The 21,547-nt window shown below is 71.9% G+C and carries 19 protein-coding genes; 10 read left to right on the top strand and 9 right to left on the bottom strand.

Going from position 1 to position 21,547, the window contains the following annotated elements:
* Positions 1 to 124: 124 nt before the first annotated feature.
* Entirely contained in the window at positions 125 to 1,081 is a 957-nt protein-coding gene (locus tag ACFY8U_RS03700; protein ID WP_389565135.1) for an FAD-dependent oxidoreductase, read from the top strand.
* Positions 1,082 to 1,163: 82 nt separating this feature from the next.
* On the opposite strand, the gene ACFY8U_RS03705 is transcribed toward ACFY8U_RS03700, so the two are convergent.
* The 3 genes from ACFY8U_RS03705 to ACFY8U_RS03715 form a co-directional block, all read right to left on the bottom strand.
* A complete protein-coding gene (locus ACFY8U_RS03705; protein ID WP_389565138.1) occupies positions 1,164 to 2,909 on the bottom strand; it encodes a BCCT family transporter in 1,746 nt (581 codons plus the stop codon).
* 95 nt (positions 2,910 to 3,004) lie between these two features.
* A complete protein-coding gene (locus tag ACFY8U_RS03710) occupies positions 3,005 to 4,321 on the bottom strand; it encodes a M14 family metallocarboxypeptidase (RefSeq protein WP_389565140.1) in 1,317 nt (438 codons plus the stop codon).
* The gene (locus ACFY8U_RS03715) at positions 4,318 to 6,318 is read right to left on the bottom strand and encodes a Xaa-Pro dipeptidyl-peptidase (RefSeq protein WP_389565143.1); all 2,001 of its coding nucleotides are present in this window, start codon (positions 6,316 to 6,318) and stop codon (positions 4,318 to 4,320) included. Before ACFY8U_RS03715 ends, ACFY8U_RS03710 begins: the two co-directional genes overlap by 4 nt.
* A gap of 214 nt (positions 6,319 to 6,532) precedes the next feature.
* Here ACFY8U_RS03715 and ACFY8U_RS03720 point away from each other — a divergent pair, with 214 nt between their 5' ends.
* The 7 genes from ACFY8U_RS03720 (at position 6,533) to ACFY8U_RS03750 (ending at position 15,294) form a co-directional block, all read left to right on the top strand.
* The gene (locus ACFY8U_RS03720) at positions 6,533 to 8,068 is read left to right on the top strand and encodes a M1 family metallopeptidase (RefSeq protein ID WP_389565146.1); all 1,536 of its coding nucleotides are present in this window, start codon (positions 6,533 to 6,535) and stop codon (positions 8,066 to 8,068) included.
* A gap of 105 nt (positions 8,069 to 8,173) precedes the next feature.
* Complete coding sequence (locus ACFY8U_RS03725) at positions 8,174 to 9,157, top strand: hypothetical protein (protein ID WP_389565149.1); 984 nt, start codon at positions 8,174 to 8,176, stop codon at positions 9,155 to 9,157.
* 151 nt (positions 9,158 to 9,308) lie between these two features.
* Complete coding sequence (locus ACFY8U_RS03730) at positions 9,309 to 10,337, top strand: LacI family DNA-binding transcriptional regulator (RefSeq protein WP_361594825.1); 1,029 nt, start codon at positions 9,309 to 9,311, stop codon at positions 10,335 to 10,337.
* A 159-nt stretch (positions 10,338 to 10,496) separates the two neighbouring features.
* Positions 10,497 to 11,804: an ABC transporter substrate-binding protein gene (locus ACFY8U_RS03735; protein ID WP_389565153.1), complete on the top strand. Its 1,308-nt coding sequence runs from the start codon at positions 10,497 to 10,499 to the stop codon at positions 11,802 to 11,804.
* A gap of 213 nt (positions 11,805 to 12,017) precedes the next feature.
* Positions 12,018 to 12,986, top strand: coding sequence for a carbohydrate ABC transporter permease (locus tag ACFY8U_RS03740; RefSeq protein WP_389565158.1), 969 nt, complete (start codon positions 12,018 to 12,020; stop codon positions 12,984 to 12,986).
* On the top strand, positions 12,983 to 13,822 hold the full coding sequence (locus tag ACFY8U_RS03745; protein ID WP_352186210.1) for a carbohydrate ABC transporter permease: 840 nt from the start codon (positions 12,983 to 12,985) through the stop codon (positions 13,820 to 13,822). Before ACFY8U_RS03740 ends, ACFY8U_RS03745 begins: the two co-directional genes overlap by 4 nt.
* Positions 13,823 to 13,926: 104 nt before the next feature.
* Complete coding sequence (locus ACFY8U_RS03750; protein ID WP_389565161.1) at positions 13,927 to 15,294, top strand: GH1 family beta-glucosidase; 1,368 nt, start codon at positions 13,927 to 13,929, stop codon at positions 15,292 to 15,294.
* On the opposite strand, the gene ACFY8U_RS03755 is transcribed toward ACFY8U_RS03750, so the two are convergent.
* Positions 15,269 to 16,105 (bottom strand): oxygenase MpaB family protein, encoded by an 837-nt coding sequence (locus tag ACFY8U_RS03755; RefSeq protein WP_389566144.1) that lies wholly within the window; start codon positions 16,103 to 16,105, stop codon positions 15,269 to 15,271. The two genes, ACFY8U_RS03750 and ACFY8U_RS03755, sit on opposite strands and share 26 nt — an antisense overlap.
* 397 nt (positions 16,106 to 16,502) lie before the next feature.
* Positions 16,503 to 16,991: a hypothetical protein gene (locus ACFY8U_RS03760; RefSeq protein WP_361594815.1), complete on the bottom strand. Its 489-nt coding sequence runs from the start codon at positions 16,989 to 16,991 to the stop codon at positions 16,503 to 16,505.
* A 187-nt stretch (positions 16,992 to 17,178) separates the two neighbouring features.
* On the opposite strand from ACFY8U_RS03760, the gene sph reads away from it, so the two are divergent.
* Positions 17,179 to 18,156 carry a sphingomyelin phosphodiesterase gene (gene sph, locus ACFY8U_RS03765; RefSeq protein ID WP_389565165.1) on the top strand — a complete coding sequence of 326 codons (978 nt, stop codon included), beginning with the start codon at positions 17,179 to 17,181 and terminating at the stop codon, positions 18,154 to 18,156.
* Between the two features lie 65 nt (positions 18,157 to 18,221).
* Here sph and ACFY8U_RS03770 read toward each other — a convergent pair whose 3' ends face one another.
* Entirely contained in the window at positions 18,222 to 18,692 is a 471-nt protein-coding gene (locus tag ACFY8U_RS03770) for a hypothetical protein (protein WP_389565168.1), read from the bottom strand.
* A gap of 104 nt (positions 18,693 to 18,796) precedes the next feature.
* Positions 18,797 to 19,279, bottom strand: coding sequence for a macro domain-containing protein (locus tag ACFY8U_RS03775; protein ID WP_361440375.1), 483 nt, complete (start codon positions 19,277 to 19,279; stop codon positions 18,797 to 18,799).
* A gap of 123 nt (positions 19,280 to 19,402) precedes the next feature.
* On the opposite strand from ACFY8U_RS03775, the gene ACFY8U_RS03780 reads away from it, so the two are divergent.
* Positions 19,403 to 20,194, top strand: a complete 792-nt coding sequence (locus tag ACFY8U_RS03780; RefSeq protein WP_389565171.1) for a MerR family transcriptional regulator — start codon at positions 19,403 to 19,405, stop codon at positions 20,192 to 20,194.
* Here the strand turns inward: ACFY8U_RS03780 and ACFY8U_RS03785 are convergent.
* Together ACFY8U_RS03785 and ACFY8U_RS03790 are read right to left on the bottom strand one after the other, a co-directional pair.
* Positions 20,191 to 21,087, bottom strand: coding sequence for a hypothetical protein (locus ACFY8U_RS03785; RefSeq protein WP_389565174.1), 897 nt, complete (start codon positions 21,085 to 21,087; stop codon positions 20,191 to 20,193). The genes ACFY8U_RS03780 and ACFY8U_RS03785 overlap by 4 nt on opposite strands.
* Positions 21,084 to 21,473, bottom strand: a complete 390-nt coding sequence (locus tag ACFY8U_RS03790) for a hypothetical protein (RefSeq protein WP_389565177.1) — start codon at positions 21,471 to 21,473, stop codon at positions 21,084 to 21,086. Before ACFY8U_RS03790 ends, ACFY8U_RS03785 begins: the two co-directional genes overlap by 4 nt.
* Positions 21,474 to 21,547: the final 74 nt, after the last annotated feature.

Genomic DNA, 21,547 nt, shown 5'->3' on the forward strand with positions numbered 1-21,547 from the left:
CCGGGGGTGCCGGCCACCAGGAGCCTCTCCCTTTCCCGGCCGGGCGTCGAGCGGGATCCGCCGGTGCCCGTCACGCGGCGAGCGCCCATGGTGCGCGGGACCTGGGGCTGGGTACCGTCCGCTCATGAGCGACGACGTGATCGTGGTGGGTGGCGGGGTCATCGGTCTGACGACGGCCGTGACGCTGGCGGAGCGGGGACATCGCGTACGGGTGTGGTCGAGGGACGCGGTGACGGGGACGACCTCCGCGGTGGCGGGGGCGCTGTGGTGGCCGTACCGGATCGAGCCGGCGGCCGAGGTCGCCCGCTGGTCCCTGGAGTCGCTGCGGGTGTACGAGAAGCTCGCGGGCGACGCGGAGGCGACGGGCGTACGGATCGTGGCCGGAGTCCACGCGGACACGGTCCTCGGCGACCTGGGCGACTGGACGCGGGAGGTCTCGGGGCTGCGGCAGTTGGCGGCGGAGGAGGTGCCGGGGCCGTACGGAACGGGTCTCGCGGCGCGGCTGCCGCTGATCGACATGCCGGTCCACCTGGCGTGGCTGCGCGACCGGTCGGAGGCGGCGGGCGTGGTGCTGGAGCGGCGCACGGTGACCGGCTTCGCCGAGGCGGCCCGGGCGGCGCGGGTGGTGGTGAATTGCACGGGTCTGGGTGCCAGGGAACTCGTACCGGATGCCCGCATGCGGCCCGTGCGGGGGCAGTTGGTGCTGGTGGAGAATCCGGGGATCGAGGAGTGGTTCACGGCGGCCGACTCGGCGTCGAGCGAGACGACGTACTTCTTCCCGCAGCCGGGGCGGCTGATCCTGGGCGGGACGGCGCGGGAGGGCGACGAGCGGCCGGACCCTGATCCGGCGACGGCGGCCGCGATCGTGGCGCGGTGCGCGCGGGTGCGGCCCGAGATCGCCGGCGCCCGGGTGCTCGGGCACCGGGTGGGGCTGCGGCCGGTGCGGTCGGGCGGGGTACGGATCGCGGCGGAGCCGCTGCCGGGCGGCGGCCGTCTGATCCACAACTACGGCCACGGCGGCGCCGGGGTGACCGTCGCCTGGGGCTGCGCCCGGCAGGCTGCGGACCTGGCCGCTGGCTGACGACGGGCCGGCCGAGGCACCGACTCGGCCCGCCGCCCGGCCGGAGTCTCGGCGCGCCCGGCCGGTGCCTCGGCCCGCCCGGTCAGGACCCGTCACCCGTCGTCCCCGTGCCCGGCCCGATGCGCAGCTCGAAGTCTCCGTCGTACTTCTCGTGGCCCGCGATGACGGCGAGTTCGATGACCTCCTCGCCCACCTCGCCCCGGACGATGAGCGGGTCGTGCCGCAGATCCCGCATGAGCGCCACGCACATGCCGATCATCACGAGGACGAACGGCGCCGCCACCAGGATCGTGAGGTTCTGGAGGCCCGCGAGCGCGTCACCCTGACCGTCGCCGATGAGGAGCATGATGGCGGCGACGGCGCCGGTCACCACGCCCCAGAACACGACCACGGGGCGGGTCGGATCGAAGGAGCCGCGCTGCGAGAGCGTGCCCATGACGATCGACGCGGCGTCCGCGCCCGAGACGAAGAAGATGCCCACGAGGATCATCACGAGCAGACTCATGGTCCCGGTGAGGGGGAACTCCTTGAGGAGACCGAAGAGTTGCCCCTCCGGGGTCGTCTCCTCCGACAGCTCGCCGCGTTCGCTCAGCTTCATCGCGGTGCCGCCGAAGACGGCGAACCAGACGAGGCTCACCGTGCTCGGTACGAGAATGACTCCGCCGACGAACTGGCGGATCGTCCGGCCCTTGCTGATGCGGGCGATGAACATGCCGACGAAGGGCGTCCAGGAGATCCACCAGGCCCAGTAGAAGACGGTCCAGCTCCCCAGCCAGTCGTGGACGTTCTCCCCCGCGGTCACCTCGGTGCGGCCGATCAGCTGCGGCAGGTCACCGATGTAGGCGGCGATGGAGGTGGGCAGCAGGTCGAGCACGACGATGGTCGGGCCGGCCACGAAGACGAACACGGCGAGGATCAGGGCGAGCACCATGTTGGTGTTGGAGAGCCACTGGATGCCCTTCTCGACACCCGAGACGGCGGACAGCACGAACGCCACGGTCAGGACGGCGATGATGCCGACGAGCAGCCCGGTGCCGGTCGTCTTCAGCCATCCCAACTCCTCGACCCCGCTGCCGATCTGGAGCGCGCCGAGACCCAGCGAGGCGGCCGAGCCGAAGAGGGTGGCGAAGATCGCCAGGATGTCGATGACCCGGCCCGGACCGCCGTAGGCCGCCTTCTTCCCGATCAGCGGCACGAACACGGCGCTGATGGTCTGCCGCCGACGGCGCCGGAACGTGGAGTACGCGATCGCGAGCCCCACGACGGCGTAGATCGCCCAGGGGTGGAGCGTCCAGTGGAAGAGGGTGGTCGCCATCGCGACCTGCATCCGCTCCGCCGAGTCGGCGGGGCTCGTACCGGGCGGCGGGGTGCCGTAGTGGGCGAGCGGCTCGCTCACGCCGTAGAACATCAGGCCGATGCCCATGCCCGCGCTGAACATCATCGCGATCCACGACACGGTCCGGAACTCCGGTCCCTCGGTCTCGTGGCCGAGGGTGATCCGCCCGTACCGGCTGATGGCGAGCCACAGCGCGAAGACCACGAAGCCGGAGGCGGCGAGCATGAACGCCCATCCCCCGTTGCGGATCAGACCGTCGAGGAGCTTGCTGGAGACGCTCTCCAGACTGTCCGTGGCCGCGGCGCCCCAGACCACGAAGGCGACGGTGAGGACGGCGGTGACACCGAACACGATCCTGTCGGTCCGGGCCTTGCGGTCGTGACCGGGGCGGCCCGGGAGGGCCGCCGTCACCGGCAGCCGGCCCCCGCCCCTGTCTCCACCCCGGCCTCCGCCGCCCCGGGGTTCGCCCGCTCTCTGATCTTCCTGCGACACAGGTGGCACCTTTCACGGCATTACGGGACAAACTCAACTCGCTCCGTAAGGCAGTACCACACGTGACGCGCCACTTCCGGGACCAACTCAGCCGATCAACAGACCTCCACCGGCACTCCGGTGGTGAGCCGGTAGGCCGCCCGGCCGTCCAGCAGCAGGAGGACGAGCGCGCGCTGCGACTGGCGCAGGGGTACGAACACCCCTCCGCCCTCCTGCCGGACCGTGACTCCGTGCAGCGCCAGTTCGTCGCCGAACTCGGCGTACTGCGCGGCGTCCAGGCGGTAGCCACAGGGCGGGTCCTGGATGATCTCGGCGGGCTCGGCCGGGTCGTTGTCGGCTCCGCCGAGCAGCACGGGGCCCCGGTCGGCGAACCCGGTGTGCCGGGCCACGGCCGTGGCCGCGCCGAGCCGGTCGCGCCGCTCCTCGACGTAGCCGAAGGCGCCCTTCAGCGCGGATAGTTGGGTGCGGACCCGGCGGCGCTGGTTGCGGGCGTCGTCCGCCTTCTCGGCCTCGGTGAGGGCCTCGATCCGGGTCTCGACGAGCAGGCCGACGGAGTGCTTGACACCGGCCGTGTTGCGCAGGATGCGCTCCTGGCCGTCGCCCGCCACCTGTTTGACCGGCTGCCCGGTCAGGGGGTCGGTCCAGATGCCGTAGATCCCGCTGCTGAAGCCGGCGGACCCGGCCGCCGGCCGGACGTAGGACTCCGACAGGGTGCGGGACTCGTCGTGCACATGGATGTCGGCGTTGAGGTTGCGCGGCCAGAGGGCGAGCAGGTCCTTGTCGTAGTACGGCGAGGTGCCGTCGTACTCGTGCAGGTCGTAGATCAGCTCGGGGCGCCGGTCCCGGATCAGGGCGGCGAGGGCGCGGCCCTCGGCGGTCTCCAGGGCGATGTGGTCGCGGTTGACGTCGACCCCGTCGGCGTTGCCCCGTGTGTCCGCCTCGCGCCCGTCCGGGTTGGCGGTGGGGACGACGAGGACGGTGGTACGCGAGAGGAAGCGACGGGTCTCGCCGTCCCGCGCGTACGCCAGGTCGCGCAGGGTGGTCAGACAGGCCTCCCGGCCCGACGGTTCGTCACCGTGCTGCGAGCAGACGAGCAGCACGGTGGTGCGGGCCGCGCCACCGCGTGTGCCGACCGTGGCGAGCCGGATCGGACGCCCCTGTTTCGTCGTGCCGATGGTCCGCACGGCGACACGGTCGCTTCCCCGGTCGACGGCGGCCAGGAAGTCGGTCTCCTGGCGTTCCGTCGTCCACCGCGCTCCCTGGCTCAGCTCGAAGCCGGTGCGTGGGGGCGGGGCGGGGGCGGCGCCGCCGGCCGCCTCGGCGGGCACGGCGACGAGCGGGAGGCCGAGGGCGGCGGCACCCGCCACGAGGACGAGCGTGCGGCGGGAGCGGCGGCTCGGTGCGCGGGTCATCGGGCCTCACCCGGGACAGGGATGTCCGACCGCGCGGGCCCGACACCGGTGAGCGGCTGCCCGGCCTGCGCCGGGCGTGCGCCGACCGTACCGGCCGTGGCCCGGGCGAAGGCCGAGGCGCCGCCGACGAAGGGCAGTTTCGCCCACGTACGGGTGAGGTCGAGGGTGAGGGTCGGTGGGGCGGACGGAGGGTCGAGGAGGTCCCTGTCCGTGCCGCCGACGATCAGGGCGAGTCGGTGCCCGGCAGGTACGACGTGGTCGGTGGCCGCCAGCTTCAGCGTGATCGGGTACGCCGTGCCGGGGGTCAGCGGCCGGCCTTTCCGCGGATCTGCCCAGGTGCCCAGGTCGGCCCAGCCGCGGCTGACGACGGTGAAGTCCACGTCCGCGGTACGGGCCTCGGTCTCCTTGAAGCAGGCGCTGTCGCCGCTCGTACTCTCACCCCAGCAGGTCCGCCGGGTGAGGGTGGTGATGCCCTCGCCCGGAGCCGCGTAGTCCCTGATGGTGTCGGGGCCGAGGTCGACGAGTACGGCGGTCAGATGCGCGGTGCCGGTCGTCGGGGTGGCCGTGACGGTCACCGTGGAGGAGCCGGAGAGCCTCAGGTCGTGAGTGAGCGGCCAGGTGGTGAACCCGGCCTTGGCGGGGGTGGAGTCGTCGATCCGCGCGGCCCAGTCGGTCTCGCCCAGGGCCGGGTCGTCGGTGAAGGTCTCCGTGGCGCCGGGGGCGGCGGGTGTACGTCCGAGGGTGCCGACGCCGGGCGTCGCTCCGGTGCCGGGGCGCAGGGTGGTGGTCTCGGTGGCGCGGGGCGGCCAGACGCGATCGGTGGTCCAGCGGTCCGGCGCCCGCTCGATGTCGGCCATCGGCTCGCGGTCGATGCCGTTGTCGTGGCCGAGGAGGTAGTGGTCGAACCAGCGGTGCAGCGTGCGGACCCATTCGGTGCGCCGGAAGTCGAAGGGGTCGACATGGCCGGTCTGGGAGAGCCAGATCTTGCGCTCGACACCGCGGGCGGCGAGGGCGTCCCACCACTGACCGAACTGGTTGGCGCGGACGTTGAGGTCCTGCCGGCCGTGGACGACGAAGACGCTCGCCCGTACCTTCCCGGCGTCCGGGACGTGGTCGCGCTCGCTCCAGGCGCGGGTCCAGTCGCCGCTGTACGGGGTGGCGGCGGTGATGCGGTCCTGGACCGCGCCGCAACGGGCGTTCGCCTCGGGGCTGTTGACGTACTCGGAGAGCCAGCTGGGGTTGGCGTTGTAGAGCGGGGCGCCCTGGGAGTGGAAGTAGTCGTACCAGGAGGAGATCGCGCCGATCGGGACGATCGTCTCCAGGCCCTCCACGCCCGTGGCGGCGACGCCGTTGGCGATGGTGCCGTCCCAGCTCTTGCCGATCATGCCGACCTTGCCCGTGGACCAGGTCGTGGCGCGGGCCCGTTCGGAGCCGGTACGGGTCGTGTAGCCGCGGGCGCGGCCGTTCAGCCAGTCCACGACCGCCTTCGCGGACAGGACGTCGGAGCGGCCGCCCACGTCGTCGCAGCCGTCGGAGCGGTTGGTGCCGGCGAGGTCGACCGCGACGAAGGCATAGCCGCGGGGCACGAAGTAGTTGTCGTAGAAGAGCGGGAACTGTACGGGGTTCCCGGCGGAGTCGTAGGTCTTCCTCTGGCTCTCGTTGCCCCGGCCGCAGCAGGCGTAGTACGGGCTCGCGTCCATGATGACCGGGATCTTCCGGCCGTTCGCCGCGGTCTCGCGGGGGCGGACGATGTCGGCGGCGACCCGGTCGGTGCGGCCGTCGCCGTCACCGTCGAGTCCCGTGTCGACCCAGACGGACTCCCGGACGGCGTCGCCGTAGGAGTACACCGGCCGGGACTCCCGTACTCCTGAGGCGGCTTCCCGGTCGGTGGCGCCGGCCGGGGAGACGAGGGCGGACATCAGGGCGGCCGTGGCGGCCACGGCCAGGGTTCTGCACGACAGACGGGCTCCGCGGGTTCTCCGCACACGTATCGGCATGGGGCGGAACGTACCCCTGTCAACTCCGGTGCAAAAGAGGGCCGTCGGGGGCCGGAAGAGGCCGACGGCGGCGCGAGGGTTCATTTCGGCCGAATGGCGATCGTGTGAAAGGAGGTCCTCTGGACGTGACGGGGCGTCGGGGGCTGAATAGCGTCGCTAAGGACCGAACACCTTCGGACGCCTTACTCATTCTCCTTACCGACTTGGAGCTCTCGTGCACCGCAGACTTGTCGTTCCGAGCGCGCTCGCGGCCTCTCTCCTGCTGGCGATCCCGGCATCGGCCGCCGACTACGTTCCGGGCGCATCGGGCATCGGCGATCCCTACTACCCGGCCAGTGGCAACGGCGGATACGACGTCTCCCACTACGACCTGCGGCTGACGTACCAGCCCGCGACCGACCTCCTGGAGGGCACGGCGACGATCGTCGCCACGACGAAGCAGAACCTCTCCCGCTTCAACCTGGACCTCGGGCTCAAGGTCAGCGAGGTACGGGTGAACGGCAAGAAGGCGCGGTTCACCAGGAGCGGCGAGCAGGAGCTGGTGGTCACTCCGGCGACCCCGCTGGAGAAGAACCGTACGGTCTCGGTCGTCGTGCGGTACGCGGGCAAGCCCTCCGAGGTGAAGATCGGCGGCTGGACCGCCTGGCACCGTACGCCCGACGGCGGGGTCGCCGCGCAGGAGCCGGATTCGGCCGCCTGGTGGTTCCCGTCCAACGACCACCCCCTGGACAAGGCGACCTTCGACGTGTCGGTCTCGGTTCCGGACGGCACGCAGGCGATCAGCAACGGCGTGCTGCAGTCGCAGTCCTCACGGCTGGGCTGGACGCGCTACAACTGGCGCTCCAACAAGCCGCAGGCGACCTATCTGGCCACGCTGGCGGTGGGGAAGTTCGACATCACCACCGACACGACGGCCAACGGGCTCCCGGTCCTCAACGCGTACAGCAAGGACCTCGGCGACAACGCGGGCGCGGCGCGCGCGTCGATCGAGCGCACGGCCGAGGTCACGGAGTGGCTCGAGGAGATCTTCGGGCCGTACCCCTTCAACGCGATCGGCGGCTATGTCCCCAACGTGACCAGCGGATACGCCCTGGAGACGCAGACCCGGCCGTTCTACAGCCCCCGGCAGTTCGCCAACGGGGCGAACGTGTCGGTGGTCGTCCACGAGCAGGCGCACCAGTGGTACGGCGACAGCGTGTCGGTCGACCACTGGAAGGACATCTGGGTCAACGAGGGCTTCGCCCGCTACAGCCAGTGGCTGTGGTCGGAGAAGGAGGGCGAGGGCACGGCCCAGGAGCTCGCGGACTACGTCTACGGGACGCGCACGGCCGAGGACCCGTTCTGGACCGTCAAGCCGGGCGACCCGGGGCCGGACAACCAGTTCCACATCGCCGTGTACGACAGGGGCGCGCTGGCGATCCAGGCGCTGCGGAACGAGATCGGCGACGAGGACTTCTTCACCGTCCTGAAGGGCTGGCCGACGGAGTTCCGGTACGGCAACGCCAAGGTCGCGGACTTCGTGTCGTACGCGGAGCGGATCTCGGGCAAGCCGCTGGCCGCGCTCTTCGACACCTGGCTGTACCAGCCGGTGAAGCCGGCCACGTCGACGGCGGGCGAGCCGGGGGCGTCGGCGCGGGTGGCGCGATCGGCCGGGGCGACGGAATCGCAGGCTCCCGTGTCCTCGGCGAAGCCGGTGCAGCCGAAGTCCTGGAAGAAGATCGCGGAGACGAACACGATCCACGACCACTGAGTGCGCGGACGCGCCCCACGCCTGCCCCGAGGGGCGGGGTGGGGCGCGTCCGTCCGCCGTGGATAGGCTCCCAGGCTGTACGGATGCGGCAGGCGGGAGCGGACGGTGGCGGTGGAGACGGAGCGGTACGGCGATCCGGCGGTGCGGGAGGCCGTCGCGCTGCGGGTCGAGGCGGAGTGGGGGCTCGAACTGCCCGGCTCCTTCTTCCGGTTCGCGGACTTCCTCGAAGCACTCGGTCCTGTCGAGCGGCGGGCGCTCGCGGACCTGGAGCTCTCGCCGTACGGAGTGACGGACCTGTTCGCCGACCCGGAGGCGCGCCCCCGGGAGGGCCTCGACATCCGGGTGCACGGCCGCTACTACCGCGATCCACCGGAGTTCCTCACCTTCCTGCACGGCGGATCCGGCGGACTGCACTTCGGGCTCTGGTCCGACGACGGGCGTACGTGCGACGGCGTCGCCTCGTACTACAACGACGACGGCGAGGGGATCCAGCGGTGCCACCGCACCCCGCTGGAGGCCGTGCGGGCACGGATCGAGGCGGCGCAGCGTGATCTCGCCGACTACGCGGCCGACGGGGACGAGGACGAGCTCGCGCGCCTGGACGATCTCGGGCACCTGCGGACGGCCCTGACCGGCTTCGAGACCGGGGAGCGCACGGAGACGGGCCAGGCGTACGCCGACGCCCACCTGTACCGGAGGCCGGTCGACACCGCCCGGATCACGACCATGGACGGCGCCGGGGCACTGGTCTCCGGCGCGACGGCGCTGGACCGTCCGCCACTGGGCGCGGCCGACGAGTACCGCTTCGGCACGTCCATGGAGGAGCTCTTCGACGACGCCGAGGCCGTACGGGCAGCCGTCGACGAAGCCCTCCGGAGGGCGGCGGCCGGCGATCCGGCCGAGGCGCTGGTGCTCGGGCGGGACCTGCACCGGGCGTCGTACGGCAGGGCGGAGCACGAGGCGTACGCGGGCGAGCTGCTGGCCGTGGCCTACCGCGAGCTGGGCCGCCCCGCGCTCGCGGGCGTGGCGGCGGCCCATCACCGCCACCGCGGCCTGCCGACCGTGGACGTCCTGCGACCCGCGCGCTGAACGGACGCCGAGGGGTTTCCCCCTCAGCGTCCGCGCGGCTGAGGAGAGCGCTTCACAGGAGGCCTCGCGGGACACCTAACAGGACGCCGACCAGGAGTTACCCTCGACGCTGTCAGCACTGTCGCACCACCGTGCCCGTGGGGAGCCAGCCTTGAGCGAAACGACGTCCGGGACGCGTCCGACCCTGGAAGCCGTCGCCGCGCGCGCCGGGGTGTCCCGGGCGACGGTGTCCCGAGTCGTCAACGGCGGGGCAGGGGTGCGGGACGCGCTCGCGGAGAAGGTGCGCGAGGCCGTCGAGGAGCTCGGGTATGTCCCCAACCACGCCGCGCGGACTCTGGTCACCCGGCGCAACGGCGCCGTCGCCGTGATCATCGCGGAGCCCGAGTTCCGGATCTTCTCCGACCCGTTCTTCGAGCAGCAGGTGCGTGGCATCAGCCGCGAGCTCACCGCGCACGACGCCCAGTTGGTCCTGCTCTGGGTGGAGGGACCCGGCGATCACGAACGGATCGCGCGCTACCTCGGCGGCGGCCATGTCGACGGGGCGCTCGCCTTCTCGCTCCACAACGACGACCAGCTTCCGGAGATCGTCCGGCGGGCGCAGGTGCCCACGGTCTTCGGCGGGCGGCCCGGCTGGACGGGGCCCGTGGGTGAGCCGCCCGTCCCGTACGTCGACTGCGACAACCGCGGGGGCGCCCGCACCGCCGTGCGTCATCTGCGGTCGCTCGGCTGCCGGAACATCGCGCACATCACGGGGCCACGCGACCAGACCTCGGCGCTCGACCGGCTCGACGGATACCGGGACGAACTGCCGGACGCCGGGCCGGACCTGGTGGCCGAGGGCGCGTTCACGGAGGAGAGCGGGGCGCGCGCGATGGCCGAACTGCTGCGGCGCCGACCTGATCTGGACGCCGTCTTCGCCGCCAACGACCTGATGGCGTCGGGTGCGCTGCGCGTGCTGCGCGAGCACGGCCTGCGGGTCCCGGAGGACGTGGCGCTCGTCGGCTTCGACGATGTGCTCCCGGTGGCCGAGGCGACCGACCCGCCCCTGACGACGGTCCGTCAGGACATCGAGGGAATGGGCCGGTTGATGGTACGGCTGCTGATGCGCACCCTCGACGGCGCAGGTGTCGCGGAGCCCGTGATCACCGAGACGGAGCTGGTCCGCCGGGCCTCCGCATGACCCTCCCCGACCGGGATTCCGCCGCCTACGGCTCCTGAAGAGGACGGACAAGTTCCGGCGTACGCCGAGCTGTTACGCGTTCGACTCTTGACGGGAGCCCGGGCCGGGAGGCACGCTCCAGACGCATTCCTGAGAGCGCTCTCAAGACGGAGGCTTCCCATGCCCACTGCCCGAGCCGCCAGAACGACCACCGCCGTAAGGATCGGCGCGGTCGTCCTCACCGGGGCCCTGCTCGCCGCCTGCGGATCCGCGGGATCCGACGGCTCCTCCGACAGCGCGGGCGGAAAGGTCACGATCACCGTCGACCTCTTCGGCTCGTTCGGCTACAAGGAGGCCGGGCTCTACGCCGCGTACGAGAAGCTGCACCCGAACGTGACCATCAAGCAGACCGACACCGAGGACGAGCAGGACTACTGGAAGTCGCTCCAGACCCGGCTGGCCGGCGGGGGCGGGCTCGCGGACGTCCAGGGCATCGAGGTCGGCCGGATCGCCTCCGTCACCCAGCAGCAGTCGGACAAGTTCGAGGACCTGACCAAGTACGGCGCGGACTCGCTCAAGGGCGAGTTCGCCGACGCCAAGTGGTCCGCCGCGACCACCAAGGACGGCAAGGTCCTGGGGCTCGGCACGGACGTCGGCCCCGAGGCCATGTGCTACCGCTCCGACCTGTTCAAGCAGGCCGGACTCCCGACGGACCGGGCCGAGCTGGCGCAGAAGTGGTCCACCTGGGACGGCTATCTTGAGCTCGGCCGGCAGTACAAGGCCAAGGCCCCGGCCAAGAGCGCCTGGGTGGACAGCGTCGGCAGCCTGTACGCGGTCATGATCGGCCAGGAGAAGGAGCGGTACTACGACGCGTCCGGGAAGCTCGTCTACGCCGACAGTCCGGCCGTGAAAGCCGCGTGGGACGCCTCGACGAAGGCCGCCCAGGAGGGCCTGAGCGCCAAGCTCGACCAGTGGTCGCCGCAGTGGAACCAGGCGTTCTCGACCGGCTCCTTCGCGACGCTCCCCTGCCCGGCGTGGATGCTCGGCTACATCAAGGGCCAGGCCGGTGACGCCGGCAAGGGCAAGTGGGACATCGCCAAGCTGCCCGGCGGCGCCGGGAACTGGGGCGGCTCGTACCTCTCCGTGCCGCGGGCGGCCAAGCACAAGAAGGAGGCGTACGAGCTGATCAAGTGGCTCACCGCCCCGGAGCAGCAGGCCACGCTCTTCACCAAGCAGGGGAACTTCCCCTCGTCGACCGGCGCGATCGCCAAGGTCGCCACGGCGACGGACCCGTACTTCTCGGGCGCGCCGATCGGCCAGATCTTCGGCGACGCGGCCAAGGCCGCCCCGGTGCAGGTGCTCGGGATCCACGACAAGAACGTCGCCGACCAGATCACCAACGCGCTGAGCGAGGTGGAGCGCAAGGGCACCTCGCCGGAGAAGGCGTGGTCGAACGCGCAGAAGGGCGTCGAGAACGCCGTCGGCTGATGCGGGCGGGTGGGGGCCCGGGCGAGTCCCGGGCCCCCACCCGCTGAGCCGGCCGTCTCCCGCAGCTCACACGACCGCGGGCACTCCCCCGTCCCCCGTCGGGTCGGCCTTCCGCTCGCCTCCGCTCCCTCCGCTCGCCCTCCCCTCGCCCGAGAAGCCGCCCGACCCGCGGCGAACAACAGCACCCGTTCATCCGACTCGAAGGGCCGCACCGTGACCCTGACCGCCTCCGGGCCGACGAGGGCGCCCGTCCCGCCGTCGTCGGCCCGGTCCTCCGGACCGGCCCGCCGCCGCAGACGGTCCGCGCTCGTTCCGTACGCCTATCTCGCCCCGTTCTTCACCCTGTTCGCGGCGTTCGGCCTCTTCCCGCTGCTCTACACCGCCTTCGTCTCGCTCTACCGCGTCGAGCTGCAGACCCCCGGCGACATGGAGTGGCGCGGCTTCGGCAACTACGCGGCGCTGCTGACCGACGAGTTCTTCTGGACCGCGCTGCGCAACACCTTCACGATCGGCGTGCTGTCCACCGTGCCGCAGCTCGCGATGGCGCTCGGCCTGGCCCATCTGCTCAACTACAAGCTGCGGGGGCGGACGTTCTTCCGTACGGCGATGCTGCTGCCGTACGCGACCTCCGTCGCCGCCGCCACCCTCGTCTTCGCCCAGCTCTTCGGACACGACTACGGGCTCGTCAACTACGCCCTCTCACTGGTCGGTTTCGGCCCGGTCGACTGGCAGAACGGCACGCTCGCCTCGCAGATCGCCGTCTCCTCGATCGTCGTCTGGCGCTGGACGGGCTACAACGCGCTGATCTATCTGGCGGGCATGCAGTCCATTCCCTCCGAGCTGTACGAGGCGGCGGAGGTCGACGGGGCGTCCCGCTGGCGGCAGTTCTTCCACGTCACCCTGCCCGGGCTGCGTCCCACGATCGTGTTCACCACGGTCGTCTCCACGATCGGCGCCACCCAGCTCTTCGGTGAGCCGCTGCTCTTCGAGGGGTCCATCTCGGGCGGCATCTCCCACCAGTACCAGACGCTCGGTCTCTATCTGTACGAACAGGGCTGGGGGTTCTTCCATCTGGGCCGCGCCGCCGCCATCGCCTGGCTTATGTTCCTGCTGATCCTCGTCCTGGTCGGGGTCAACACCCTGATCGTGCGCCGCCGTTCACGGAAGGAGGGCCGGGCATGACCACGCGCGTCGCCGGCCGTACGGGCCGCGGGGGCCGGATCACGTACGCGATCCTGATCCTCGCCGTCCTCGTCTCCGCCTTCCCGTTCTACTGGACGATCGTCGCCGCCAGCCGCTCGAACGCCGATCTCGCGCAGGTGCCGCCGACGCTGCTGCCCGGCCCGAACCTGTTCCGCAACTTCGAGGCGGTGATGGAGGAGGCGGACATCGGCAAGGCCCTCTTCAACTCCCTTGTCGTCTCCGGCTCCATCACCGTCGGCACGGTGCTCTGCTGCACGCTGGCCGGGTTCGCCTTCGCCAAGCTGCGTTTCCGCGGCCGGGGCGCGCTGCTCGCGATCACCGTCGGCACGATGATGATCCCGCCGCAGCTGGGGGTGATCCCGCTCTTCATGCTGATCGCCGAGCTGGGGTGGGTGAACCAGCTGCAGTCGGTCATCCTGCCGGGTCTCGTCTCGGCCTTCGGGGTGTTCTTCATGCGCCAGTTCCTGGTGCAGGCCCTCCCGGACGAGCTGATCGAGGCCGCCCGGGTCGACGGGGCCTCCTCGGCCCGGATCTTCTGGTCGATCGTGGTGCCCGTGGCCCGGCCCGGCATGGCGGTGCTCGGACTGCTCACCTTCATGGCCGCGTGGAACGACTTCTTCTGGCCGATCATCGCGCTCTCGTCGCAGGAGCCGACCGTGCAGGTCGCACTCCGCCAGCTCGGCGGCGGATACGTCCACGACCAGTCCGTGATCATGGCGGGCACCCTGCTCGGCACGCTGCCGGTGCTGCTGGTCTTCGGCCTGCTGGGCCGGCAGATCGTCGGCGGCATCATGCAGGGCGCCGTCAAGGGCTGAAGCGCTCTCTCCGCTCGGGCTCGCCCGCTCGGCCTCCGCCCACCGGGGGCTCCGCCGACTCGGGCCGCCCCCACTCCTCTCCCTCTCACAGGAGGTCTCCGTCCATGAACGCTCTCTTCCCCGACGGCTTCCGCTGGGGCGCGGCGACCGCCGCCTACCAGATCGAGGGCGCCGCCGCCGAGGACGGCCGCACCCCGTCCATCTGGGACACCTTCAGCCGTATTCCGGGCAAGGTGCGCAACGGTGACACCGGTGACATCGCCGCCGACCACTACCACCGGATGCGCGAGGACGTGGCCCTGATGAAGGAGCTGGGCCTCACCGACTACCGTTTCTCCCTCTCCTGGTCCCGGGTCCAGCCGACCGGGCGCGGTCCGGCCGTGCAGAAGGGCCTCGACTTCTACCGCGGTCTCGCCGACGAGCTGCTCGACGCCGGAATCCGGCCGGTCGCCACGCTCTACCACTGGGATCTGCCCCAGGAACTCGAGGATGCCGGTGGCTGGCCGGAGCGGGCGACGGCGGAGCGGTTCGCCGAGTACGCGGGGCTCGCCGCCGAGGCTCTGGGTGACCGGGTCACCACCTGGACCACGCTCAACGAACCCTGGTGCTCGGCCTTCCTCGGCTACGGCTCCGGTGTCCACGCGCCGGGCCGCGCCGACGACGCGGCCGCTCTGCGCGCCGCCCACCATCTCAACCTGGCGCACGGCCTGGCCGCCCGCGCCCTGCGCGAGGCCGTCCCCGCCTCGGCGGAGATCTCGCTGACCCTCAACCTCCACGCGATCCGGGCGCTGTCCGACGCGCCCGAGGACCGGGACGCGGCACGGCGCATCGACGCCGTCGGCAACCGGATCTTCCTCGACCCGGTCTTCCACGGCCGTCTCCCCGCCGATCTGGTCGAGGACACCGCGCACATCACGGACTGGTCCTTCGTCCGGGGCGGCGATCTGGAGGTGATCTCCGCACCGATCGACTCGCTCGGGATCAACTACTACTCCCCGTCCGTCGTCGGCGCCGGCGTCTCGGAGTCCCCCTCGCCCTGGCCGGGAGCGCCGGAGCGGGTGCGTTTCGTTCCCGCGCCCGGACCGCGTACGGCGATGGACTGGCCGGTGGACGCGGACGGCCTGTACGAGCTGCTCGTCCGGCTGCGTGACGAGCTGCCGGAGGTGCCGCTCCTGATCACCGAGAACGGCGCCGCGTACGACGACTACGCCGACCCCGAGGGTGAGGTCCACGACCCGGAGCGGGTGGCGTACCTCGACGCCCATCTCGCGGCCGCGCACCGCGCGATCGCCGACGGCGTGGACGTGCGCGGGTACTTCCTCTGGTCGCTGCTCGACAACTTCGAGTGGGCGTACGGCTACGGCAAGCGGTTCGGGATGGTCCACGTGGACTTCGCGAGCCAGCGCCGTACGCCGAAGGACAGCGCGCGCTGGTACGCGGAGGTGATCAGGCGCGGGGGGCTGGCGCGCTGAGCCGGGCCTGGAGCCGGGCCTCCCGTCGCGCCTTCCTCGCCAGGGGGAGGTAGCGCAGCCGTTCGGGGAGTACGGGCACCACGGCCCGTACGACCCGGGCGAAGCGGCGCAGCCGCCGCTCCTGCGCGTCGCTCCACTCCAGGCCGAGGGCCTCGCGGGCGTCCGGTGGCATCAGTCCGACGGTGATGAAGGAGCGGAAGCGGGCGAGCCTGGGCAGGATCACCGGCCACAGCGCTCGGAGCAGCAGCCGCAGCGGCAGGGGGCCGCGGTCCGGCGGCGGTACCGGCTGGTCGGTGGCGACGAGCTCGCGCAGGACGACAGTGGCCTCGATCTCGCCGAGCATCGTGCGGTAGTAGGGCCAGAACGCCTCGACGGTCTGGGGCATGTCCCGGTCGTGGATGCCGAGGATGCGGCCGACCTGGAGCCACTCCGCGTAGAGCCGCCGCTCCTGGGCGTCGGTGAGCGGGCGGTGGAGCAGGCGCAGGGCGTGCTGGTAGACGGGGAAGCCGGTGGCGTGCACCCAGGCGTAGTTCGCCGGGGTGAGCGCGTGGTAGCGGCGGCCGTGGGCGTCGGTGCCCTGGATGGTCCGGTGGAGCGCGCGGAGCCGGCGCCCTTCCTCGGCCGCGGCCTCGCCTCCGTACACCCAGAGCAGGGCCGAGCGCAGGGAGCGTTCGCCTCGGCCCCAGGGGTCGGTGCGGAAGACGGAGTACTGGTCGACGCCGGCGCCGACGGCGGGGTGGGCGACCTGGAGGGCGAGTGCGGAGGGCAGCATGAGGAGCCCCCGGATGTCCCCGGCGACGCTCCAGAGCACACCGCCGACGGGCGGCGGCTGGGGCGCGTCCCGCGTCGCCCTGTCCTCCGTGGCGCGCCGGGCGGGCGGGGTGGTCCCTGTGGGCTGCGAGGGCGGGATGGTTCCGGTGGGCGGGGTGGTCACGGCGGGCGGGGTGGTCCCGGTGGGCTGTGTGGGCGGGGTGGTACCGGTGGGCTGCGAGGGCGGGGCGGTCCCCGTGGGCCGGGTCCGCCGCGCTTCCGCCTTCCGCGCCGAGCGGTCCGTGCGCCTCGTCGGTCCGGTCATGCGGGCACTCTCCTCACGTTCTCAGCCTGCCTCGGCCAGGCCTTTCCGGCAAAGGCCGCACAGACGTCGGGGCCGTGCGCCGGGCCGGAGCCCGGGGCACGGCCCCGATCTGGTGGTGCGTGGTGCCGGCGGGTCAGCCGCGGTCGGCGCCGACCGGCTCGCCGACGATGCGGCCGGCCAGGGCGCGGGCCCAGGCGTCGACGTCGGCGGAGAGCTCGCGCTCGGCGGCGGCACGCTCGGTGGCGATGCGCTCGGCACCGGCGGCGAGGATCGCCTCGCGCTCACGGAGGCCCTCGGCACGGGCGGCGGCGATGGCGGCCGCGCCCTCCTCGGTCGCCTGGGAGCGGATGCGGGCCGCCTCGTGGCGGGCCTCGGCCAGCTCGGCCTCGTACTGCTCGCGGATCTGCGTGGCCTCGGCGCGCAGGTCGTCGGCGCGCTCGGTGCCGCCGGCGATGGCGTCCTCGCGCTGGGCGAGGGTGCGGTTGATCTTCGGCAGGATGCCCTTCGCCAGGATCAGGAAGGTGAGGGCGAACAGGACCACGCCGAGGATGAGCTCAGCCGTCACCGGGTTGAGCGGACCAAGGTCCATGTCGAAGATCGTCGAATTCTGCGCGAGGGTCATGCGCGCATGATACCTGCTCGGAAATGGGGCCCGTTCCCCGGTGGGCGACCCAGGCGGCCCCTTCGACGGCCGTTCGTGCTGACATGACCGCGCAATATTCCCGGCACCCAATGGCTACCGCAAGGTAACTACGGCTGATTTGATGTGCGGCGCCGCTCCAACCCCCCACCTACACACGGGAGTTTCTGTGCCGCTCGCCGCACACCGCCGTCGTGCCTCCGGCGCCGCCCTGTCCCTGGCGCTCGCCGCCGCGACCCTGGCCACGGCAGCGCCCTCGGCCTCGGCCGCCGAGGCCCCGCGCCTGAAGGTGCTCAGCTACAACACCTTCCTGTTCAGCAAGACGCTCTACCCCAACTGGGGCCAGGACCACCGGGCCAAGGCGATACCCGCCGCCTCCTTCTACCAGGGCCACGACGTCGTCGTGATCCAGGAGGCCTTCGACAACTCCTCCTCGGACGCGCTGAAGGCGAATTCGGCCGCCCAGTACCCGTACCAGACCCCGGTCATGGGCCGCAGCAAGACCGGCTGGGACGCCACCAGCGGCGCCTACTCGGCCACCACGCCGGAGGACGGCGGCGTGACCGTCCTCAGCAAGTGGCCGATCGTCCGCAAGGAGCAGTACGTCTACAAGGACGCCTGCGGCGCGGACTGGTACTCGAACAAGGGCTTCGTCTACACCGTCCTCGACGTGAACGGCACCAAGGTCCACGTCGTCGGCACCCATGCCCAGTCCACCGACCCGGGCTGCTCGGCGGGCGAGGCGGCGCAGATGCGCAGCCGCCAGTTCAAGGCGATGGACGCCTTCCTCGACGGCAAGAACATCCCGGCGAACGAGCAGGTCATCGTGGCCGGCGACATGAACGTCGACTCCCGGACGCCCGAGTACGGCACGATGCTCAGCGACGCGGGCCTGGCCGGGGCGGACGCCCGCACGGGCCACCCGTACTCCTTCGACACCGACCTGAACTCGATCGCCTCCGAGCGCTACCCGGACGACCCGCGCGAGGACCTCGACTACGTCCTGTACCGCTCGAGCAACGCGCGCCCGGCGAACTGGACGAACAACGTGGTCCTGGAGCAGAGCGCGCCCTGGACGGTCTCCAGCTGGGGCACGCGCTACACGTACACGAACCTGAGCGACCACTACCCGGTCACCGCGTTCTGAGCAGAAACGCTCCGACCTGATCACCCCGGCCCGCCGCGCCTCGCGCCCGGCGGGCCGGGGGCGGCCTAGTACCCGTACACGCCGAACTGGGTGTAGACCCAGAGCCCGACGATCCCGGCCACGCAGAGCACGACCACCCAGGAGCCGACGCTCGTGTGGCGTCTCCTGGCGGGGCGGGCGGGCTTGGGCGCGCGCTTGGCCCGGGCCGGGCGTTCGGTGCGGGCCCGGGAGGGGCCCGCCGCGTCCGCGGCGGCGACGTCGGCGAGCAGGCGACGGCAGACCGCGGCCAGTTCGGCCGTCCCGACGGAGAGGTCGACCACGATCTCCGATCGGGCCGGCGCCGTGGTGCCGCCGTCCAAAAGGCGGCCGGCGCGCAGCCGGGCCTGGTTCCTGCCGCCGGTCGGGGCCAGGCTGATCCAGCGCTCGACGTGCTCGCCCCGGATCACGACTCCCCCACCCCGCTCCCGGTACACGGTGTGTTCCCGCCACAGGACGCCGGCCAACTCCGTGGCCGTCTCCCTGAGTTCCGCGTACATGACCCTCCCCAGTCACCGATCCCCGAATTCGAACAAGCACGTGACTCTAGCGGCAGGTACACGCCAGATCTCGCAGGGGCCGGGCGGTGTACCCGTACGCCCGCTTACGCCTCGAAGTCGTACACGGTGACCGGTATCCCCCGCGCGACGAGCCGCTCGGCGATCAGCGGCTCGACCCGCGACCACGTCCCACCGGCCAGCCCGCAGCCGATCCGGGGCATGTGCACAGAGGCCCCCAGCTCCTCCGCCTTGCCGGCGAGCAGCCCGAGCGCCGCGTCGATCGCCTCGTACCGCACGGGCACCCCCGTGCTCCGCCCTGTCCGCGTCCCGCGCTGGCCGACCAGGTTGGCCACCCACACGTACGGCCCGACCCGCACGAACTGAGCGGCGCCCAGCGCGAAGTCGTTCCGCGCGCGCTCCCGGTGCCAGCGTCGATAGGCCGCCTCGGGCTCCGGCCAGCGGCGCGACAGCGCCAGGACGAACCCCTTGCCCCAGCCGCCCAGGTCGTTGCAGACATGCGCGATGATCTTGACGCCCTTGCCCTGCGGCGCGCTGGCGTCCCCCCGTACGTACGTGATCTCCGACATGTGTTCACGGTAGGGGTCACCACTGACATCGGCCGCACGCTTTTACATCGCCGGTGAGACAGCAATACTGTTGCACCGAGGGACGGCACGGCAGTCACGGCACCGGACAGAGAGGCACCTCAGATGGCCACCGAGACCGAGGCGCAGCCCGAGCAGCCCGAGCAGGCGCCGACGTTCACCGTCGACGAGCTGGCCGCCCGGGCGGGGGTCACCGTACGGACCGTCCGCTTCTACAGCACCAAGGGACTGCTGCCGCCTCCCGCGATCGGCCCGCGCCGCGTCGGTCACTACGGGCCAGGGCACCTCTCCCGTCTGGCTCTGATCGAGGAGCTCCAGCGCCAGGGGATGACGCTCGCCGCCATCGAACGCTATCTGCACCAGCTGCCCCCCGACCTCAGCGAGCGGGACCTCGCCGTCCACCGGGCCCTGATCGCCGCCTGGGCGCCCGAGTCCGCCGAGGAGATCACCCGCCACGAGCTGGAACGGCGCGCCGGGCGGGCGCTCACCGACGAGGACGTGGACCGTCTCGCGGCCATGGGTGTCCTGGACAAGGGAGCCGACCCGGACGTCTTCCGCCTCGACGCCTCGCTGCTGCGGCTCGGTGTCGAGCTGCTCGACGTGCCCATCGCCCACGAGACGATCCTCGCCTCCCGCACCGTCCTGCTGGAGCACGCGCGCGTGGCGGCCCAGGAGCTGTCCCGTATCTTCCGCGAGGAGGTCTGGAACCCGTACCGGGAGAAGGCCGAGGACCCGGATCACCTCGCCGCGATGAAGTCGCTCTCCGCGCACATGCAGCCGATGGTGATCCAGGCCCTCGTCACAGCCTTCCAGCGGTCGCTACGGGAGGAGCTGCGGGCGGCGTTCGGCACGGGGTCCGGGCCGGAGTCCGGTACGAAGTCCGACGCGGACGACTAGCCGAGCAGCTTCGGCTGGGTTCCCGGGGTCAGGCCGATCCACACGGCGTCGCTCTCCCGGACGATGTACATCGCGTCGCGCTTCACGTTCCAGCCCAGCGGGACGACGTAGTACCGCCCGTCGCGTTCCAGAAGCAGGCGCAGCCCGGTGTAGCGGTAGCGATGCCGTACTCCGCTCGGCAGGACCTCCTTCGTGATCGTGCCGGTGGGCAGGGCGAGCGGGTGAGTGCTGAGGACGAGCACCCCGGTCCATTCGGTGACGTCGCGGGCGCGGGCGGCGGCGTCCCGTTCGGCGGTCTGCACGGTGATCTGGGTGAGCGCCCAGAAGAGGAAGACCCCCGCCGCGAAGATCGGTAGCGCCTGGTATCGGAAGCCCGTCGGGCGTCGCCCCGTCGCGTCACGGAACTGACCCATCAGCAGACCGGCCGCGATGATCAGCGGGGCGGTCCAGCCGTACGGCTGGATCTCGCTCCACAGGGCGAGCAGCACCACGCCCACGGCCACGACCGGCAGCTGCATCCGGCCGGCCAGGACCTCGGCCCGCGAGGGCGCGCGGGGCGCCGTGACGGCGCTCGGCCAGGACCGTGCCGTGAGCCAGGGCACGGCCACGATGAGCAGGACCACCCCGGCCGCCACCAGAACCTCCAGCTTCAGCATGTGGAGGCTCTGGGTGACCTGCTCGCCGAAGCCCAGGTCGAGCGCGTTGAGGGAGATGTGGAAGTACGCGTAGAAGGTGCTGGTGTACATCGCCCCCAGGTAGAACATGAGCGCCGCGATGAACGTCCCTTGCGCGATCACGATCTTGAGGAGCGCGGTGGGGCTGGTCGGCGCGCTCCCGCGGGTGGGCGGGGCAGCCGCGTGCTGGTGCGGCGGGTGCTCGTCGGGCTCGCTCACGTGCCGTCGGGATCGGGCAGCTCGGGCGGTGCCGGAGGCTGCGGCGGGACCGGGGCCTTGGGCGAGGGCTTCTCCGGCGGCTGGGTAAGGGTCGGCGCGGAGGTCGGGCCGTCATCGTCGTCCGTGCCGGTGGCCGTCGGCGGAAGCGGTGGCGGGGCGATCGACTGCTGGTCGGCGCCCGTGGGCCGAGGGTTCGGAGTGTCGTTCGGATCCTCCGACGCGTCCTCGGACGGATCCTCGGACGGGTCCTCGGACACGACCGACGGCGACGGATCGTCCGCCGGGTCGTCCTCGTCGGGGCCGCATCCGGCGAGCAGGGCGGCGCACGACGCGCTCACCACGGCAAGCATGACGACACGGATCCAGCGAATGGTCTTGTCCCGCATCCGACCTCCTTGATCGTCTGCGAGCGTAGAGGGACCCCGGGCACGGCCCCCGGCCCCACGCGACGCGGCCCCGC

It is taken from the genome of Streptomyces sp. NPDC012508 (assembly GCF_042902595.1).
Lineage (GTDB): Bacteria > Actinomycetota > Actinomycetes > Streptomycetales > Streptomycetaceae > Streptomyces.

Coding starts and splice junctions, on each gene's coding strand:
- ACFY8U_RS03790 (WP_389565177.1), bottom strand. CDS start 21,473: ATGCGGGACAAGACCATTCGCTGGATCCGTGTCGTCATGCTTGCCGTG.
- ACFY8U_RS03770 (WP_389565168.1), bottom strand. CDS start 18,692: ATGTACGCGGAACTCAGGGAGACGGCCACGGAGTTGGCCGGCGTCCTG.
- ACFY8U_RS03745 (WP_352186210.1), top strand. CDS start 12,983: ATGACCACGCGCGTCGCCGGCCGTACGGGCCGCGGGGGCCGGATCACG.
- ACFY8U_RS03760 (WP_361594815.1), bottom strand. CDS start 16,991: ATGACCCTCGCGCAGAATTCGACGATCTTCGACATGGACCTTGGTCCG.
- ACFY8U_RS03735 (WP_389565153.1), top strand. CDS start 10,497: ATGCCCACTGCCCGAGCCGCCAGAACGACCACCGCCGTAAGGATCGGC.
- ACFY8U_RS03780 (WP_389565171.1), top strand. CDS start 19,403: ATGGCCACCGAGACCGAGGCGCAGCCCGAGCAGCCCGAGCAGGCGCCG.
- ACFY8U_RS03715 (WP_389565143.1), bottom strand. CDS start 6,318: ATGCCGATACGTGTGCGGAGAACCCGCGGAGCCCGTCTGTCGTGCAGA.
- ACFY8U_RS03710 (WP_389565140.1), bottom strand. CDS start 4,321: ATGACCCGCGCACCGAGCCGCCGCTCCCGCCGCACGCTCGTCCTCGTG.
- ACFY8U_RS03700 (WP_389565135.1), top strand. CDS start 125: ATGAGCGACGACGTGATCGTGGTGGGTGGCGGGGTCATCGGTCTGACG.
- ACFY8U_RS03775 (WP_361440375.1), bottom strand. CDS start 19,279: ATGTCGGAGATCACGTACGTACGGGGGGACGCCAGCGCGCCGCAGGGC.
- ACFY8U_RS03750 (WP_389565161.1), top strand. CDS start 13,927: ATGAACGCTCTCTTCCCCGACGGCTTCCGCTGGGGCGCGGCGACCGCC.